The sequence below is a fragment of the Alteromonas sp. 14N.309.X.WAT.G.H12 genome (genome assembly GCF_036697315.1).
Taxonomy (GTDB): domain Bacteria; phylum Pseudomonadota; class Gammaproteobacteria; order Enterobacterales; family Alteromonadaceae; genus Alteromonas.
On record NZ_JBAHZB010000042.1, the window covers coordinates 1 to 16,369 of the forward strand.

The window sequence follows — 16,369 nt, forward strand, 5'->3', positions numbered from 1 at the left end:
GTCCTGGTTTAACACTGTAAACACCAAGGAGTCTTATTCTTATGCATAAAGATGTAGATACATTATTTTCCTGTTTGTGGGAAAAATACGTTTCTATCACGCCCTCGGCGCATAAAATTCACGCCTTGTTGGCCGGTGAAGAATCCAGTGATCAAATTGTCAACGACCACGTGGCCTTTAGAACCTTTAATTTGGAGAAAACCGCCTTAGATAAACTAGCGGCCCATTTTCTTGCCCTCGGTTACCAAGCAAAAGGCCATTACAACTTTGAAGCCAAAAAGCTTACTGCCCAACATTTTGAACATCCCGATGAAACCAAACCCAAGGTGTTTATAAGTGAATTACGGGTAGCGGAATTATCAGATACCGCACAAGGTATTATCTTGGATTTAGTGGCGCAAATGGATGCCAATGTCGTCATCAATGATGACTTCCTGTATTCTGATCGTCACTGGCGTTTAAGCAAGGACGACTACGAAACGCTACTGAGTGAATCGGAATATGCCGCCTGGCTTGCAGCCTGGGGATTCCAAGCTAATCATTTTACCGTTAGCGTGAACTATCTCGAACAAGTCCAATCCTTAGAAGCAGTGAATGCGCTGTTGAAAAAAGCGGGGTTTGTACTGAATACGTCAGGCGGTGAAATCAAAGGCGGCAAAGAGGTTTTTCTGGCTCAATCGTCCACCATGGCCGATAAAGCCGAAGTCACCATGGACGATGAAAAGTTAGTCATACCATCGTGTTTCTACGAGTTTGCCCAGCGTTATGCCATGCCAGATGGTCGTCTCTACCAGGGTTTTGTCGCCGCCTCGGCAGATAAAATTTTCGAAAGTACCAACGCCAAATAAACCTAGCCTTATGGGTTTATTGCGTTTTCGGTGGCATCAGCGCCTCTGGTAATGGGGGGCGCCGATACTGGGTTTTCGGACCATACCAGGTTTCAAGATAATCCAGGATCGCCGGTTCTGCCTCTCCTAAAGGCCACAACTTTTGTGTGGCCTGCATCCAACGGATGGTTTCCAACCAGCGTTCTCTGCGCATATGATTTTGCACAATCAGCGAGGGAGAATGACACGCACTACAATGTGCTTTAACCAGTTGATAGCCCTCGGCCTTTACTAAACCATTTTCGTCCTTTGGGGGTAACGCCGTTGATGCGGCATAACTGTCTCCCCCATAGCTAGCGCAGACACAAAACAGACTGGTTTGTAGCACCGCCAATAACGCCTTTCCCCCATGAAGGCGATCCATGATCTTCATCTCACACCGCCTTTAATGCAATACGGTGGCAGGCATTGTTTAAATACCCTTTTGGATTCCACCCCGGTAACACCATTGGTTGCGAACGGCCATTTTCATCCACCGCCCGAGCCCATATTTCATAGTACCCTTTTTGAGGAAAGCGAACCTTGGAGGTAAAGTGCTGCCATGCATGACGATTCACCGGTTTGGTTAACGATGCCTGCTGCCAGGTTTGACCAAAATCGATAGACGTAAACACTGCCTTGACGGCCGCTTCACCACACCAAGCATGTCCCCGGACTTCCAGCGATTGGGCCTGCTTATGCACAATGCCCGAACGGGGATAGGTGATCAGGGATTTCACTGGCATAGCTTCAATTATGCACATTTGCGAGTCAGGAACACTGGTGCCCGGCGCCACCGGTTCGCACGGTAAGCGATACGCTTTTCCGCCCATTTTGGCTCCATCATGCACCTTGTTTCGAATGACAATTTTAGACAGCCATTTACCTGAAGTCGACGCAGGCCAACCACCAAAGACCAAGCGCAAGGGATAGCCGTTCATGGCCGGCAAGGGCTCACCGTTCATCTGCCAGGCAATTAAAGATTCATCTTCCATGGCCTTACTGATAGGCACACCACGGGAGATGGCTTCTTTACCCGGTGTACGGCTAAGGTGTTGATCCTTGCCATAATAACCAATATATACCGCGTCAGATTTTACCCCCACGGCAGAAAGCACGTCTTTTAACCGCACTCCCGTCCAACTTGGGCAACCCACGGCACCGGTTGACCACTGATTTCCTGTGGCGGCAGGCGCAAACTCAGCGCGACCATTACCACCACATTCCAACGTCAGTTGGTAGGTATAATGTTTAAAATTCTGTTTAAGCTCATCAAGGGTAAAGGTTTTTGATTGGGCTGCCGACTCTCCCTCAATGGTCAGTGTCCAAGATGAGAGATCCACATTTTCAGGGGGTAATCCATTATTACGCACGAAAAAGTGTTTCGCCGGTGTCACCCTATCATCCAAGAGATGGGCGGGTGTTTCGGCATTAATAGGCCGATCATTTAATATCGTCAACCCCTCTTTTCCCGGTATGGAAAAGGGATTATCTGACTGCGCAAAGGCAGCCGGGATGAGCCCTGCGGGCATAAACTGACTGTACACCACTTCCGCGCCTAATAGAGCGGTGAGCGTTTTAAGCCCACTGAGAAACCCGCGGCGGGACACCCCATGGGATGTGCGCCCAAAAACAGTGTTATCGGCAGCTATGGGATCTTTGCTGTACAACTGATGTATGCCCCGTTTTGACATGGTAATACTCCCTGAATCCTACGGGTGGTAGGCCGTTAGCGCCACCACAGGTAACCTAATATTAATAATGCTATCCACACCGTTTCAGTAACGATAAGTACAATGGGCAACACGCCAACTTCAGCCAATTTCCCAAGATTCGACTTCATGCCGATTGCCGTTATTGACACCACCAGAAAAAAGCGGGAAATATCCGAGGCTCCTGAGGTCAGAGCCTCTGGTAAGGTGAAAAAGCTGTTCACTAGCATTAGCACCACAAATCCCACCAAAAACAAAGGCAATTTGGGTACCTGACCATCCGCTTCTATATTTTTACGCTTGAAGTGATGCTTAATAACAACCATCATAATGAGTACCACAGGCATGAGCATTGCTACCCGCACCAATTTGGTCAAGGTTGCCAAATCACCCGCTTCATCGGAAATGGAATAGCCTGCCCCCACAACCTGAGCCACATCGTGGATCGTGCCACCAATAAAGATACCGGACTGGGTCTCGGTTAATCCCAATTGTTGGGCGATGATGGGATAGAGGATCATGGCAATGGTGGACATGGCGGTAACCCCAATCACGGTCAACAGGGTATCCCGTTCATGGTTTTTTCCCGCCGGTAGAATAGTCGAAATCGCAAGCGCCGCCGAGGCACCGCAAATGGATACCGAGCCTCCCGTCAGGGCGCCAAATCGCTTCTGAAAGCCCAGCGCTCTCGCTAAAAAAACGCCCAATAAAATGGTGGTAAAAATAGCCAACGCCAGTACCAGTGCTGTTTCCCATCCAAGTACCACAAGATCACCTAAGGCAATACGTAACCCAAGTAAAACCACGCCGGTGCGAAGTAGCGTGGTAGCAGCGAAATCAATGCCGCAAGAACAAGGGCTGTCTTGTTGATACAAGAAGGAAACCGCCATGCCCAACAGCAATGCAAACAGCATTGCTGGGGCACCGTAATGCTCACTAAGAAACAAAGCGGCCATGCCGGTAATCGATGCAACGCCCAATCCCGGCCAGCATTGCTTCCACTTTGTCACTAAGGCAGTCATGAGATAGGCGTTTGTGATGCCACAAGTGCAACCAACACCTGACGCTTTCTCTCCCCCGAATAGGGACGACGACCGTGCATGGTGCGATAATTATCAACAATGGCCACATCGCCGTCTTGCCACTGTAGATCAAAAGTAAATTGTTCAGATAACTGGGCGATGCGTTCAAGACCGTCTTTGGGAATGGGCGTACCATCACCAAAAGTGATCGCAGATGACGGATTTTCACGTACCCCTTTCCAGCCAAGGTAGGCCGCAATTAGTTGGTTATAAAAAGCATGGGAGCCATCAGATAATTCAATCACCGCAGGTAAAACCGGAGTGATAGCGCACAAGCTGCCATCATCTAACCACTTCCAGCTATACCCCAGCTCTTTGAGCTTTTGTTCTGCGGCTTCTTTGGTTTCAACGCTAAGGGTGCTCTTCCAGCTTCGTCCTTGGCCAGAATTTGCGTCATTGGCCGCCGGCATGGTGGTGGTATATTTTACGCCCTTCTCTTTAAATGTATTGGCCAGGCTGGGATCTTCTTTTTCCAGCTCAGCAAATAACATATCCGAGCGACATAGCGGAGTAGCACCGCCTTTTTCTGCTGCCGACTGACAAAAGAAAAACAGTTTGCTAGGCGAAATGGGCGTTTGTGCCATTTCATGATGCAAGAAGATTTCCACTTCTTTTGGCGCCTCGTTAGCGGTAAACACCCGCTCAGTAAAGTTGATTCTCACTGCGTTTGACAGTGATTCCTGATAGGTAAAATTCGGGTAACCAAAACCTTGGGAAAACACATCAAAGGTTTCTGCTGAATCGATGGGGAACCCTCTAAACAAGAGCGCACCGGCTTTATCTAACCGCGCTTCCAACGCCTGTTGATTTTGCTGAATAAATGCCACCGTTTCAGCGACTGTTTTACAGCTTCCATCGTTCACCACTATTTCAGGAAAGACATCATTATTGTAATGGTGTTGTGTTGCCACTTTTGCGTAATGAATAGTATTGTTCATAGTCGTCTCCTAATCGTAAATAGGGTGGAATCGGTTGAATGCGGCTTCGCAGAAATGACCGGGATCATTAAATCGACGATTAATATTCAGCGCCGAGATGGCCGCCATTTCTTCATCCGTTAATGAAAAATCAAAAATCGCCAAGTTTTCTTTCATCCGCGCGATCTTGGACGTTTTAGGTATGATGGCTGTACCACGCTGTACACCCCATCTCAGCACAATCTGCGCCGGGGTTTTGTTGTGGTTTGCGGCCGCTTGTTTTACAACCTCTTGTTCCAATACAGATTCTGTCTGATCGGCCATTTCCAGCTCTAAATAAGACAAGGCGCCTAACGGCGAGAACGCAGTAACGGCAAGACCATAATCTTTTGCCAGACGAATTAAGCGTTCCTGAGTAAGATAAGGATGGGATTCGATTTGCAACATGGAAGGTTTGATACGGGCATAGGACATCAAATCGTGAAGCAAGCCCGTATTGTAGTTACATACGCCAATTTGACGTACTTTTTCATCTTCCACCAAGCCTTCCATCGCTTCCCATGTTTTATAAAGCGGGACGGGAGCCATCACCATTTCAGGTGTACTGGCTTGGGGATCATAGAACCATTCTGGCGGGTAACGGGTTTCTATGGGCACAAATTTTTGCGCAATGGGAAAATGGATGAGATAAAGATCCAGGTAATCCAGTTGCAAATCTTCCAAGGTCTTGGTTAATGCTAAGGGCACATGTTCCGGCGCATGAAAGGTATTCCACAACTTGGATGTCACCCACAGCTCTTCCCGTGAGCAAAGGCCTTCGTCAATGGCCCGTTTTATCCCTTCGCCCACTTCCTTTTCGTTGCCGTAGTCTGTTGCACAATCAAGATGACGGTAGCCTGCTTTAATGGCTTGGTAAGTGGTTTCGGCACATACATCTTTATCTACCTTCCAAAAACCGAATCCGACTTCAGGGATCTTTTCTAACATTTTCATGAAATTGACCTTATATTCTAAATAAACACTTTAGTCTTGTATAAGACATAAGTTATTATAGAGAGCAAGCCATGTCAACAAACTGTTAACAAATTAACCGTTATGACATGAAAAAAGTGGGAATAAGGCGTAAAAACACGGGGAGTAGGCGCGACAAAATCGCCCCTTCCATAGGGAAAAACGAAAGTGAGTGGATGGAAAACGAAGTTCGTTGGATAAGCGGTGGGTTAGTCTAGCTCAACCTGATAATGGTAGTGATCGCTTCGACACATGCTTTCCCGGTATTCAATAGGCTTGCCTTCCAAGGATTCTGTAACCCGGGTTACTGCCAGTAGAGGCTCACTGCATTTGATATTGAGTAACGCGGCCTCTTCTTCGCTGGCAAGTTTGGCTTTAATACTGTCCTGTGTCTTAAGTACCGTTTGGTTATAGTCTGTTTGATAGAAGTGATACAGTGTGTGCGGGATATCCTTGCGTTTGGCGATATCCGGGAAAAAAGTGTTAGGCAGATAAATGGTTTCTACCATACAAAATTCATTATTGAGAATGCGCCGACGGGTAAGTTTGGTGACTTTTTCTTTGGCCTTAATTTGCAGGGCTTTTTGCACTGCGGTATTGGGCGATTCAACTTCAACACTTAACAGCTCAGCTTTTGGCAGTTCGGCCCCGCCGCCATCCGCTTGCAGGGGGAAAAACCGGAACAGAGCATCTTGTGCGGTATGTTCAGAAACAAAGGTACCCACACCCTGCCGACGAGTGACGATTTTGGTATCGGTTAACAAGGTTAATGCTTTACGCACCGTTCCTTGGCTAACCTTAAATTCGTCCGCCAGACGAAATTCACTGGGTAGCATTTCACCCGGTTGCCATCGACGCTCTACGATAAGCTGTTTGATGTACTCAGCCACCTGCTGATAAAGAGGCTGAAAGGCGAGACTTGGCCCGCTTAATTTATGATCGAATTGAGATGTTGTCATAAAACCATAACCGAAAGCTGATTTTCATTTTATACCATATACAAGATACATAACCCACTGTTTATAATATTCATATACCAAAGGTGTGTTCGGCAATGCAACTAGAAATACTGATACCCATTTTGTTCTTTATCGGATTTGCCACGCTCCTGCAAACCTTAAGCGGCTTTGGTTTTGGCCTGTTGGTGGTTTCCAGTTTTACCCTGTTTAACCTGCTTCCGCTAACCGCCACCACCTTTGTTGTCAGTGCCTTAGGGCTCTTTAATTCCTCCACACTGGTGTTTAAAAACCTCCATCAGGTCAATCGTCGGGCGTTTATGTATATTCTGCTGCCTGGCATCCCATTTATGGCCGTAGGCTTTGCCATCTTGGAGCTGCTATCCGCCGGATTATCGGCCTGGTTAAACATCTTGCTAGGTGTTGCCATCCTCTTTTGTTGCGCTTTACTTATGCTGCGCAGGAAAAATGCCACCCCGTCAGGTCGTGCATGGGGTTTTGCCGTCGCGGGTTCCATTGGCGGCCTGTTGGGCGGTATGTTTTCTACCTTTGGGCCCCCCGTGGTCTTTCAGTGCTACCGTCAACGGTGGCCCGTAAATGAAATTCGGTTTACCTTATTGGCGGTATTCAGTGTAACGGCCGTTATTCGGCTTGCCATGGTGCCCTTTGGCACATTGCCCTCACAAATCACCCTGCTCTCAACCTTAATTGCATTACCCGTTGTGATGATCTCTACCCAACTCGGGCGCTATTTGTCCCATAAACTGTCTCCCCAAGTTGTCAGACGTATTGCCCTTGTTATGCTTTCTTTTAGCGGCATCACGTTAATTGTAAAATATAGCCCAATAATCTTGTTATAGACGTCAACAAAACATTTATTTATTGACACAGAAATTACATTTCATTAACTTATGTCTTATACAAGACATAGTGAGTAATGAATAATGAGTGAGAATTTCTGCGTAAATGAACCCGATTGGAACGCCATAGAGCCCGCCGATATTAGCGCGCCCGCGTTTTTAGAGGCTCCAGAAAGGGTAGCCGTCCCCACCCAATTCGGCCCACTGTATTTTTCCATTAGTCAATTCGGTCTTCGCATTCAGACAACAAACGACGAGCAGGCGGTTTATGGCATGCTTAGCGGAACGCCCGTCAACGAAGCGCTGCAACTGACCACCACCGATGAAAACATCACCGTTACCGGTGGTGATTATCGTCTAGAGCTGTTTAGTGCGCCTTTGCACTTTAAATTATACAAGCAAGGCACACTGGTTCAGCAAAGCGCCACCGATGGTCACTTTGTGCGCCAACATCGTTTACCCCCCTTTGCTAAAACCGCTGACGGCTGGTTAATTTGTTTGGAGTTGGGTTATGACGAGGGCGTTTACGGTTTAGGTGAAAAATGGGGGAAACTGGATAAACGGGGTCAGTTGATCCGCTCGTTTAATCACGATGCCCTTGGGGTCAATGCAGAAAAATCTTACAAAAATACCCCCTATGCCTGGAGCCCTGAAGGGTGGAACTTGTTTGTTCATACGCCAGCACCAGTAACTCACGGCGTAGGCTATGCGTTGTGGTCACAGCGAGCCTATGTGTGCCTTGTTGAAGACAGCGAACTAGATGTCTTTATTTATCACTGTGAATCACCGGCACAAAGCGTTCGTACTTACAGCGAACTTACCGGCTTTGCGCCAACGCCCCCCACATGGAGCCTGGGCGTTATTCTTTCTAAAGCCTATTACAAAGATGCCGAAGAATTACTCGCCGTGGCCCGTGAAGTGCGTGATAAGAACATGCCTTGTGATGTCATTACCTTAGATGGCCGCGCCTGGCAAGATACGGATACCCGTTTTGCCTTTGAATGGGATCCCACCCGCTACGCCGATCCCAAACCGGTTATCGACCAACTTAAAGAACTCGGGTTTAAAATCTGTGTTTGGGAATACCCCATGATCTCAGTGAAAAACCCCTTGTTTAAACGGGCCGCTGAAAATGGCTGGCTGATTAAAGATAAACGCACCGGTGAAGCTTATCGCTACGAATGGGATTTAAGCCCCTTTGGCGAAGTGCTCACCCCACTGCCAGATTCCGGTATTTTAGATTTTACCAACCCAGATGCCTTTGCGTTCTGGCGGGAATCCCATAAGCCGCTGTTCGATCTGGGTATTGATATGATCAAGGCCGATTTCGGCGAACAACTTGAAGACGACAACATGTTGTCCTATAGCGGCGACTCAGGCATACGACTGCATAACGTATACAGTATGCTGTACAACCGTTGTGTTTACGAAGCCGCAGAAAAATACTGTAAAACCGGCCCATTTTTATTTAGCCGTTCCGCATGGACAGGCAGTCAGCGCTATCCCTCTCAGTGGGGCGGCGACCCTCAAGCTGATTGGCAAGGGCTAGCGGCCAGTATTCGAGGCAGCTTGTCTTGGGGAATGTCTGGCGGTCCGTTTTTCGCCACCGACATCGGCGGATTCTATAAAGATACCCGTGATGCTGAACTGTATGTCCGTTGGGCGCAGGCCTCGGTCTTTTCCGCTCATATGCGACTACACGGCATCGGTCCTCGCGAACCCTGGTCCTATGGTGACGACGCTGCCAAAGCGGTTTTTGCTGCACTGAAATTACGTTACCAGTTAATTCCGTATCTTAAAGAAACGGCCAAACAAGCCTCCCAGACCGGCCTTCCCGTGCAACGGGCCATGGCCCTCGCCTTCCCTGGCGACCCCTTGGCGCGACAATTTGAACAACAATTTATGTGTGGTGACGACCTTCTTGTGGTGCCTTGTGTTGTCCCCGGCGGCAAGGTGAAGTTTTATCTTCCCGAAGGCCAATGGACTAGCATGCACAGCAACGAAGAATATCAGGGCCAACAATACTATGAGGAAACCCTGGCACTGGAAGATATGGCAGTGTTTATCCGTAAAGGTAAGCAAATTCCCCTTGGCCCTGAGGTTATGCACACAGACATGGATATGTCTTCTTTGACCTACTGGCCGAAGTAAACGGAGCCTGACTGATGGATATTACTCTGACTCTGCTTACCTGTATGGCGTGTATGGCACTGGTTGCCGTGATTTCTTACCTAAAAACCAAAGGAGAAGTGAACACCCAGGACGGTTATTTTCTGGCAGGACGGGGGCTTACCGGTACCTTTATCGCGGGCTCGATGATTTTAACCAACCTGTCAGCCGAACAGCTCATCGGGTTAAATGGCTCTGCATTTGGTTTTAACCTCAGTGCCATGGGCTGGGAAGTCACCGCAGGTATATCCACAATCATTATGGCGCTGGTCTTCCTCCCTCGCTATTTGGCGGGGGCCTTCTCGACCCTGCCTGAATTTCTCCGTGACCGCTTTGACGACAGCGTCCGTCGTATGACAGTGGTGTTGTTTATGGTGGGTTATTCATTGGTCACCATCCCGTCAGTGCTGTATTCAGGTTCCATCGCCGTATTGCGGTTGTTTGACGTGCCCGGTCTATTAAATCTCAGTTATCAAGCCAGTTTGATTTTTACTATTGTGGTGGTGGGCACCGTGGGCGCTTTATACGCCATTTTTGGTGGCCTAAAAGCGGTGGCGGTGTCAGATACCATTAATGGCGTTGGCTTACTCATTGTGGGTATTCTTGTGCCGGTATTAGGGCTTATCGCCTTAGGTGATGGTAGCTTTACCCATGGGTTAACCACTATCGCAACTACCGAAACAGAAAAACTCAATGCCATCGGTGGGGCTGACGATCCCGTGCCTTTCGGCACCCTGTTTACCGGTATGATCTTGGCGAACCTCTTTTACTGGGGCACCAATCAATATGTTATTCAACGTACGTTGGGCGCGAAGAACTTAGAAGAAGGGCAAAAAGGGGTCTTGTTTTCCGGTTACTTTAAAGTACTGGTGCCATTTTTAATGATGTTGCCGGGGGTTATTGCCTACCACCTTTATCAGGACGAAAACCTACAAACCATCGATTTAGCCTACCCCCATCTGGTTAAAGAGGTCTTGCCCCAGTACTTATCTGGCTTTTTCCTTGCCGTGCTGTTGGGCGCTGTATTCAGCTCTTTTAATTCGCTACTGAACAGTGCTGCTACCTTATTTTGTCTGGATGTCTATAAGCCTTTCAAAAAGGACAAGGTGGATGATGCCAAACTCATTCGTGTGGCTAAGATCACCAGTTTGATTATTGCCGTACTGTCTTTTGTGACCGCACCACTACTGATGTTTGCACCAGAAGGGTTGTGGCAAATCATTCGTATATTTACCGGTTTCTATAATATTCCAGTGATCACCATCGTCATCGTCGGATTATTTACCAAACGGGTTCCCGCGCTGGCAGCAAAGGTCGCGATTATTTTTCACATCATTGCCTACGGTCTGCTGCAATTTGTATGGGAAGTAGAGATTAATTTCATCCATATTTACGCCATTTTATTCGCCATCGAACTGGCAATTATGTTAGCCATCGGCCGCCTAAAACCCATGTCAACGCCGTGGCATTTCGAGCCTAAAGCGGCAGTGAATATGACACCCTGGCCCTATGCAATTCCTTGCGCCATTATTCTGGTAGGGCTTATCACAACACTGTATCTCATGTTTTCCCCCATCGGTTTTGTCGGCGGTCTTAGCGATCTCTTCTACCCGGCATTAGTTGCAGTTTGGATCACCTGCATAGTGGCAATCAGCCTCAGCATGAAATGGTGGCGCAAACGGTACGAGCTTGGCCTAAAGCAATTGGCTACTGAATAGCGCACACAAACACAAAAAATACATTTATTTTACATTTTGTTTGCAAAGCACGTGACAATTGTTTAATTTATAACTCTTATATAAGACAACAGATGCAAGATAGCATTGACCCATGGAAGGCGTGAACGCGCCCTCCATAAACATAAAAACAGTGTTCCCATCCCGCATATCTTTGGCAGGCAAGGAACGATTAAAGCAACCCCTGGAGAAGAACATGAATACAAGAAGGTCACAGCTAAGTCGGGCAATTTCCCTGGCAATGACGTCCGGATTACTGCTTAGCACCCATAGTTATGCCCAACAAGACACCACCACCGAGCAAACCGATGATGAACAGTCTTTTGAACAGATTGTTGTTACGTCGCAAAAACGCGTCCAAAGTATCAGTGATGTCCCGGTAGCGGTATCGGTATTGCGCGGGAGCCAGATTGAATCCGCCTTCGCTAACAATGTAGAAAACCTTCAAACGTTAGTGCCTTCAGTAAGTTTTCGAAAAGGGACCACCACCCGTAACTCAGCTTTAACCGTTCGGGGTATTGGTACCATTTCCTTTAGTATTGCTGCCGAGCCCAGTGTTGCCACTGTGGTTGATGGCGTGGTACTAGGCCGCTCAGGCCAAGCCTTTGCCGATTTGTACGATGTGGATCGTATTGAAGTATTGCGCGGTCCCCAAGGCACCCTGTTTGGTAAAAATGCCTCCGCCGGTGCGGTGAATATCACCACCAAAGATCCTACATACGATGTCAGCGGCAGCCTGTCCACCGAATTTTATCAGGACAATGAATACCGTCTTAAAGGCACCATCAGCGGCGGATTAACCGATAACCTGGCTGCCAGCCTGACTGTTTTCCAAGGTAAGTTCGACGGTTACATCAAAAATGTGTACAACAATGAAATGGTCAACGGCTATGACCGTGAAGGCGCACGGGCCGTATTCCTATACGAGCCAGCCGATGATATGGAAGTGAAATTCATTGCCGAATTTTATAATGCCGATGATGATTGCTGCGCCGATTTAGAACTCCTACCCAGTGGGCGCAACACGGATTCTAAAGCAGCACCGAATAGTGATGGTATTGTGGATGGGGTTGCCGATCTTGACCTTGAACAACGTCAAATTGATCATGATTTTGAATCCCGCACCATTGATAAACATTCGGCGTTTTCTGTTCAAGTCGATAAAACCATTGGTGATTATACCTTTACCTCCATTACCGCACAGCGCTCATGGGATAACACGGAATACCGTGAAGGTGACTTTACTTCCACCGCCGGTGACAGCAGTGAGCCCGTATTTGATGCGCAGTTCCTATTGCATGACGTAGGTCCGCAACAATGGAGTCAGTTCTCCCAAGAATTCCGTATGGCCTCTAATTTAGATGGCCCCTTTAATTATCTTGCGGGTTTGTTCTATTGGAACATGGATTCACAACGCAGTTTTACCCGTGAAGCAAGCTGCCAAAACAACGCCGGTCAGCTTGATACTGCCTTAGCCTATTATGCAGAAAACAATTTAACCGGCGATGACCTTACCGCGGCGCTATCTGATCTTGATAGCTATGCCTCAGCACTGGGTGTGACCTGTAATGCTAACGATATTGTTTCGGCCACGGCATACATGAGTTCAGAGTTTAACAACTGGGCGGTATATGGTGATGGAACTTACGATATCGACGACGATCTGCGTTTGATCTTTGGCTTACGCTATACCAACGATGAAGTTTCTTATACCCATCGCCGTGTTAATAACGACGAATATGGCCGCACAGGTGTTGGGGTTCGTCCTGCGACCCTTGATACTGATAGCCAGGGCAGTACCGATGAAAGCAATGTTTCCGGCCGATTAGGCATTCAATATGATATTGCCAGCGGTCAAATGGTCTATGCCACCTACTCTCAGGGTTACAAAGGCCCAGGTTTCAATGTTTATTACAACTTTGATCCCGACGTTGATGGCGACCCTATTGGTGCAGAAGAATCCGATGCCTATGAAATCGGTTATAAATATGCAAGTCGAGACATATTGTTTAACCTCGCCTTGTTCCGCACCGACATCGAAGGCTTCCAAGCCAACAACTTCGATTGCTCCGATGGTACCTGTATCACCCGTTTAACCAATGCCGGAGATGTTACCACCCAGGGTGTGGAAGTGGATTTCATGTGGAATGCCACAGACAATCTCACATTCATCGGTGGTGTGGCTTATACCAAAGCCGAAATTGAAAAATTTAATTGTCCTTTGGAAGTTGATCCGGCTTCTTGTACCGACCGTTCGGGTTTGGATGTCCCCTTTTCACCCGACTTAAAGTACTCAATGTCTGCCGAGTATGTACTTGAAACCAGCCATGGCTTCAATGTTTACTTCAATGGTAGCTACGTGTACACCGATGAACAATATTCGGATCTGCCAGACAGTGTGGGGGAGTTTAACCCAGCCTCGTTATTACCTGATTACTCATTGGTCAATGCCAGTGTGGGGCTATCCTTTAACGAAGATGCGTTCCGTGTCTCTGTTATCGCCAAAAACCTCCTTGATGAAAGCTATGTTACTACTTACAGTGGGGACAACTTCCGTTATCAAGTTCCACGGGATGCCGATCGTTATTTCGGCGTGGCGTTTAAAGCACAGTTCTAACGCTTCCTTGTCATTGATAATTGCAAGCCATGGGGTAACCCCCATGGCTTTTTTGCTGTTATGCCTGACTGTCCTCGCCAGGTTCATCACTGGCTTTGTGTGACACTTCCACAGACACGGTATCAACCCGTTGTAATCCCCGAGGCAGCTTGTTCCCGCGACGTCCTCGTTCACCATAGTAATGGGCTAAATCAGACGGCGATAAGGTCATGCTACGCTTCCCGGCTTGTATTCTCACCGACGCACCTTCAGGCACCACGGCAATACTGGTGACATATTCTTCGCGGGTTTTGGCCCGTGCAGCAGGAATATTAATCAACTTATTGCCCTTTCCTTTCGATAAGCTGGGCAAATCCCTAAGTGGAAACAGCAACATACGCCCTTCATTGCTGATGGAAAGGCACCAATCAGACTCAATGTCATTCACCGGTTTGGGCGTCATGACCTTAGCCCCAGAGGGAAGGGTTAAAAATGCTTTCCCAGCTTTGTTCTTACTGATCATGTCAGAGAATTTGCCTACAAACCCATAACCGGCATCGGAAGCCACCAGATAGCGCTGCTCTTCTTCTCCCATCAACACATCAGTGAACTGTTCGCCACCTACCACACTAAAGCGGCCAGTAAGAGGCTCTCCTTGGCTTCGTGCTGAAGGCAGGCCGTGCGCATCGCAGGAAAAGGTGCGTCCGGAAGAATCCACAAACACCACAGGCTGATTGCTGCGCCCTTTGGCACTGGCTAAAAAGCCATCTCCCGCCTTATAACTTAATGCGGTTGCATCCACATCGTGGCCTTTTGCACAACGGGCCCAACCTTTTTCAGACACCACCACAGTGACGGGCTCAGAAGGAATAAGCTCTTTTTCTGACAAGGCTTTTGCCTCGGAGCGCACAACAATGGGGGAGCGTCGGTCATCACCGTACTTTTCTGCGTCAGCCAGTATTTCCTTTTTGATTAAGGTTTTTAAGCGACGATCTGAGCCCAATAAGGTTTCTAACTTCTTACGCTCTTCTTCCAATTCATCTTGTTCGCCACGAATTTTTATTTCTTCGAGCTTAGCGAGATGGCGTAATTTTAATTCGAGAATCGCTTCAGCCTGTTTATCCGATAAGGAAAAACGCTGCATTAATTCGGCTTTCGGGCGTTCGTAGGTACGAATGATCTCGATCACTTCATCGATATTTAAAAAGGCGACCATCAAACCTTCTAAAATATGCAGGCGCGCCACCACCTTGTCCAACCGATACTGCAACCGGCGTGTGACGGTGTCTTTTCGGTACACCAACCACTCGTTAAGAATGGTACGTAAATCTTTAACCTGAGGACGGCCATCCAGACCAATCATGTTGAGGTTAACCCGATAACTTTTTTCCAAGTCCGTAGTGGCAAAAAGGTGCTGCATTAGCTGCTCATTATCTACCCGATTCGAGCGGGGGGTCACCACCAAGCGCGTGGGGTTCTCATGATCGGACTCATCCCGTAAGTCGCTGACCATCGGTAACTTTTTCGCCTGCATCTGCCCGGCGATCTGTTCAAGTACTTTCGCGCCCGATGCCTGATGAGGCAGGGCGGTTATCACAATGTCACCATTTTCTTCATGAAACACTGCCCGCATTTTGATGGAGCCGCGCCCCGTTTCATACAGTTTACGAATATCTGCCCGTGGCGTAATAATTTCGGCATCGGTGGGAAAGTCCGGCCCTAAGACATGCTCACCGATGTCATCTAAGGTGGCTTTACTGTTATCCAGTAACATGGCACAGGCGTTTGCCACTTCTCTGACATTATGGGGCGGTATATCGGTGGCCATTCCCACGGCAATACCCGTTACGCCGTTTAATAAAATGTGGGGCAATCTCGCCGGCAGCACTTTTGGCTCGTCTAAGGTACCGTCGAAATTGGGCATCCAATCCACAGTACCTTGTCCAAGCTCACTGAGCAGTACTTCGCTGAATCGTGATAAACGCGCCTCGGTATAACGCATGGCAGCAAAGGATTTGGGATCGTCCGGTGCGCCCCAGTTACCCTGTCCATCCACCAAGGGATAACGATATGAAAAGGGTTGCGCCATCAAGACCATGGCTTCGTAACAGGCAGAATCACCATGAGGATGGAATTTACCGAGCACATCCCCTACGGTTCTTGCTGATTTTTTATATTTTGCGGTAGCACTGAGTCCTAAATCGGACATGGCATAAATTATACGCCGTTGAACTGGCTTTAATCCGTCTGAAATGTGAGGTAACGCCCTATCCATAATGACGTACATGGAGTAGTTCAGGTAGGCATCTTCGGTAAATCGGCGCAGGGGTAGTTGCTCAACGCCATCTCGGTTGATGATTATTTCGTCGCTCATGCGTTATTTTCGTTTTATTTTAAGTTCACTGCTTTTAAACCATTGTGAGCCAATGCAACTGAATTCGCAATACATGTGCGTATCGGTACC

General features: G+C 48.0%; 12 protein-coding genes. 5 read left to right on the forward strand and 7 right to left on the reverse strand.

What is annotated here, in order from left to right; genetic code table 11:
- Positions 1-41: 41 nt before the first annotated feature.
- The gene (locus V5298_RS11900; RefSeq protein ID WP_332931667.1) at positions 42-848 is read left to right on the forward strand and encodes a DUF1338 domain-containing protein; all 807 of its coding nucleotides are present in this window, start codon (positions 42-44) and stop codon (positions 846-848) included.
- Positions 849-864: 16 nt separating this feature from the next.
- On the opposite strand, the gene V5298_RS11905 is transcribed toward V5298_RS11900, so the two are convergent.
- The 6 genes from V5298_RS11905 to V5298_RS11930 form a co-directional block, all read right to left on the reverse strand.
- On the reverse strand, positions 865-1,260 hold the full coding sequence (locus V5298_RS11905; RefSeq protein WP_332931668.1) for a hypothetical protein: 396 nt from the start codon (positions 1,258-1,260) through the stop codon (positions 865-867).
- Position 1,261: 1 nt separating this feature from the next.
- Positions 1,262-2,560, reverse strand: coding sequence for a sulfite oxidase (locus V5298_RS11910; protein ID WP_332931669.1), 1,299 nt, complete (start codon positions 2,558-2,560; stop codon positions 1,262-1,264).
- A gap of 35 nt (positions 2,561-2,595) precedes the next feature.
- Positions 2,596-3,600 carry a YeiH family protein gene (locus V5298_RS11915; RefSeq protein WP_416351174.1) on the reverse strand — a complete coding sequence of 335 codons (1,005 nt, stop codon included), beginning with the start codon at positions 3,598-3,600 and terminating at the stop codon, positions 2,596-2,598.
- Entirely contained in the window at positions 3,597-4,598 is a 1,002-nt protein-coding gene (locus tag V5298_RS11920) for a TauD/TfdA family dioxygenase (protein WP_332931671.1), read from the reverse strand. The genes V5298_RS11915 and V5298_RS11920 overlap by 4 nt, the downstream gene beginning before the upstream one ends.
- A gap of 9 nt (positions 4,599-4,607) precedes the next feature.
- Entirely contained in the window at positions 4,608-5,570 is a 963-nt protein-coding gene (locus V5298_RS11925) for an aldo/keto reductase (RefSeq protein ID WP_332931672.1), read from the reverse strand.
- Positions 5,571-5,797: 227 nt separating this feature from the next.
- The gene (locus V5298_RS11930; RefSeq protein WP_332931673.1) at positions 5,798-6,547 is read right to left on the reverse strand and encodes a GntR family transcriptional regulator; all 750 of its coding nucleotides are present in this window, start codon (positions 6,545-6,547) and stop codon (positions 5,798-5,800) included.
- A 95-nt stretch (positions 6,548-6,642) separates the two neighbouring features.
- Here V5298_RS11930 and V5298_RS11935 point away from each other — a divergent pair, with 95 nt between their 5' ends.
- From V5298_RS11935 to V5298_RS11950, 4 genes are all read left to right on the forward strand, one after another.
- A complete protein-coding gene (locus tag V5298_RS11935; protein ID WP_332931674.1) occupies positions 6,643-7,404 on the forward strand; it encodes a sulfite exporter TauE/SafE family protein in 762 nt (253 codons plus the stop codon).
- Between the two features lie 84 nt (positions 7,405-7,488).
- Positions 7,489-9,555, forward strand: a complete 2,067-nt coding sequence (locus V5298_RS11940) for an alpha-xylosidase (RefSeq protein ID WP_332931675.1) — start codon at positions 7,489-7,491, stop codon at positions 9,553-9,555.
- 14 nt (positions 9,556-9,569) lie between these two features.
- Entirely contained in the window at positions 9,570-11,291 is a 1,722-nt protein-coding gene (locus V5298_RS11945; protein WP_332931676.1) for a solute:sodium symporter family transporter, read from the forward strand.
- Between the two features lie 214 nt (positions 11,292-11,505).
- Entirely contained in the window at positions 11,506-13,926 is a 2,421-nt protein-coding gene (locus tag V5298_RS11950; RefSeq protein WP_332931677.1) for a TonB-dependent receptor, read from the forward strand.
- A gap of 58 nt (positions 13,927-13,984) precedes the next feature.
- Here V5298_RS11950 and parC read toward each other — a convergent pair whose 3' ends face one another.
- Positions 13,985-16,279: a DNA topoisomerase IV subunit A gene (gene parC / locus V5298_RS11955; protein ID WP_332931678.1), complete on the reverse strand. Its 2,295-nt coding sequence runs from the start codon at positions 16,277-16,279 to the stop codon at positions 13,985-13,987.
- Positions 16,280-16,369: the final 90 nt, after the last annotated feature.

Coding starts and splice junctions, on each gene's coding strand:
- V5298_RS11900 (WP_332931667.1), top strand. CDS start 42: ATGCATAAAGATGTAGATACATTATTTTCCTGTTTGTGGGAAAAATAC.
- V5298_RS11905 (WP_332931668.1), bottom strand. CDS start 1,260: ATGAAGATCATGGATCGCCTTCATGGGGGAAAGGCGTTATTGGCGGTG.
- V5298_RS11910 (WP_332931669.1), bottom strand. CDS start 2,560: ATGTCAAAACGGGGCATACATCAGTTGTACAGCAAAGATCCCATAGCT.
- V5298_RS11915 (WP_416351174.1), bottom strand. CDS start 3,600: ATGACTGCCTTAGTGACAAAGTGGAAGCAATGCTGGCCGGGATTGGGC.
- V5298_RS11920 (WP_332931671.1), bottom strand. CDS start 4,598: ATGAACAATACTATTCATTACGCAAAAGTGGCAACACAACACCATTAC.
- V5298_RS11925 (WP_332931672.1), bottom strand. CDS start 5,570: ATGAAAATGTTAGAAAAGATCCCTGAAGTCGGATTCGGTTTTTGGAAG.
- V5298_RS11930 (WP_332931673.1), bottom strand. CDS start 6,547: ATGACAACATCTCAATTCGATCATAAATTAAGCGGGCCAAGTCTCGCC.
- V5298_RS11935 (WP_332931674.1), top strand. CDS start 6,643: ATGCAACTAGAAATACTGATACCCATTTTGTTCTTTATCGGATTTGCC.
- V5298_RS11940 (WP_332931675.1), top strand. CDS start 7,489: ATGAGTGAGAATTTCTGCGTAAATGAACCCGATTGGAACGCCATAGAG.
- V5298_RS11945 (WP_332931676.1), top strand. CDS start 9,570: ATGGATATTACTCTGACTCTGCTTACCTGTATGGCGTGTATGGCACTG.
- V5298_RS11950 (WP_332931677.1), top strand. CDS start 11,506: ATGAATACAAGAAGGTCACAGCTAAGTCGGGCAATTTCCCTGGCAATG.
- parC (WP_332931678.1), bottom strand. CDS start 16,279: ATGAGCGACGAAATAATCATCAACCGAGATGGCGTTGAGCAACTACCC.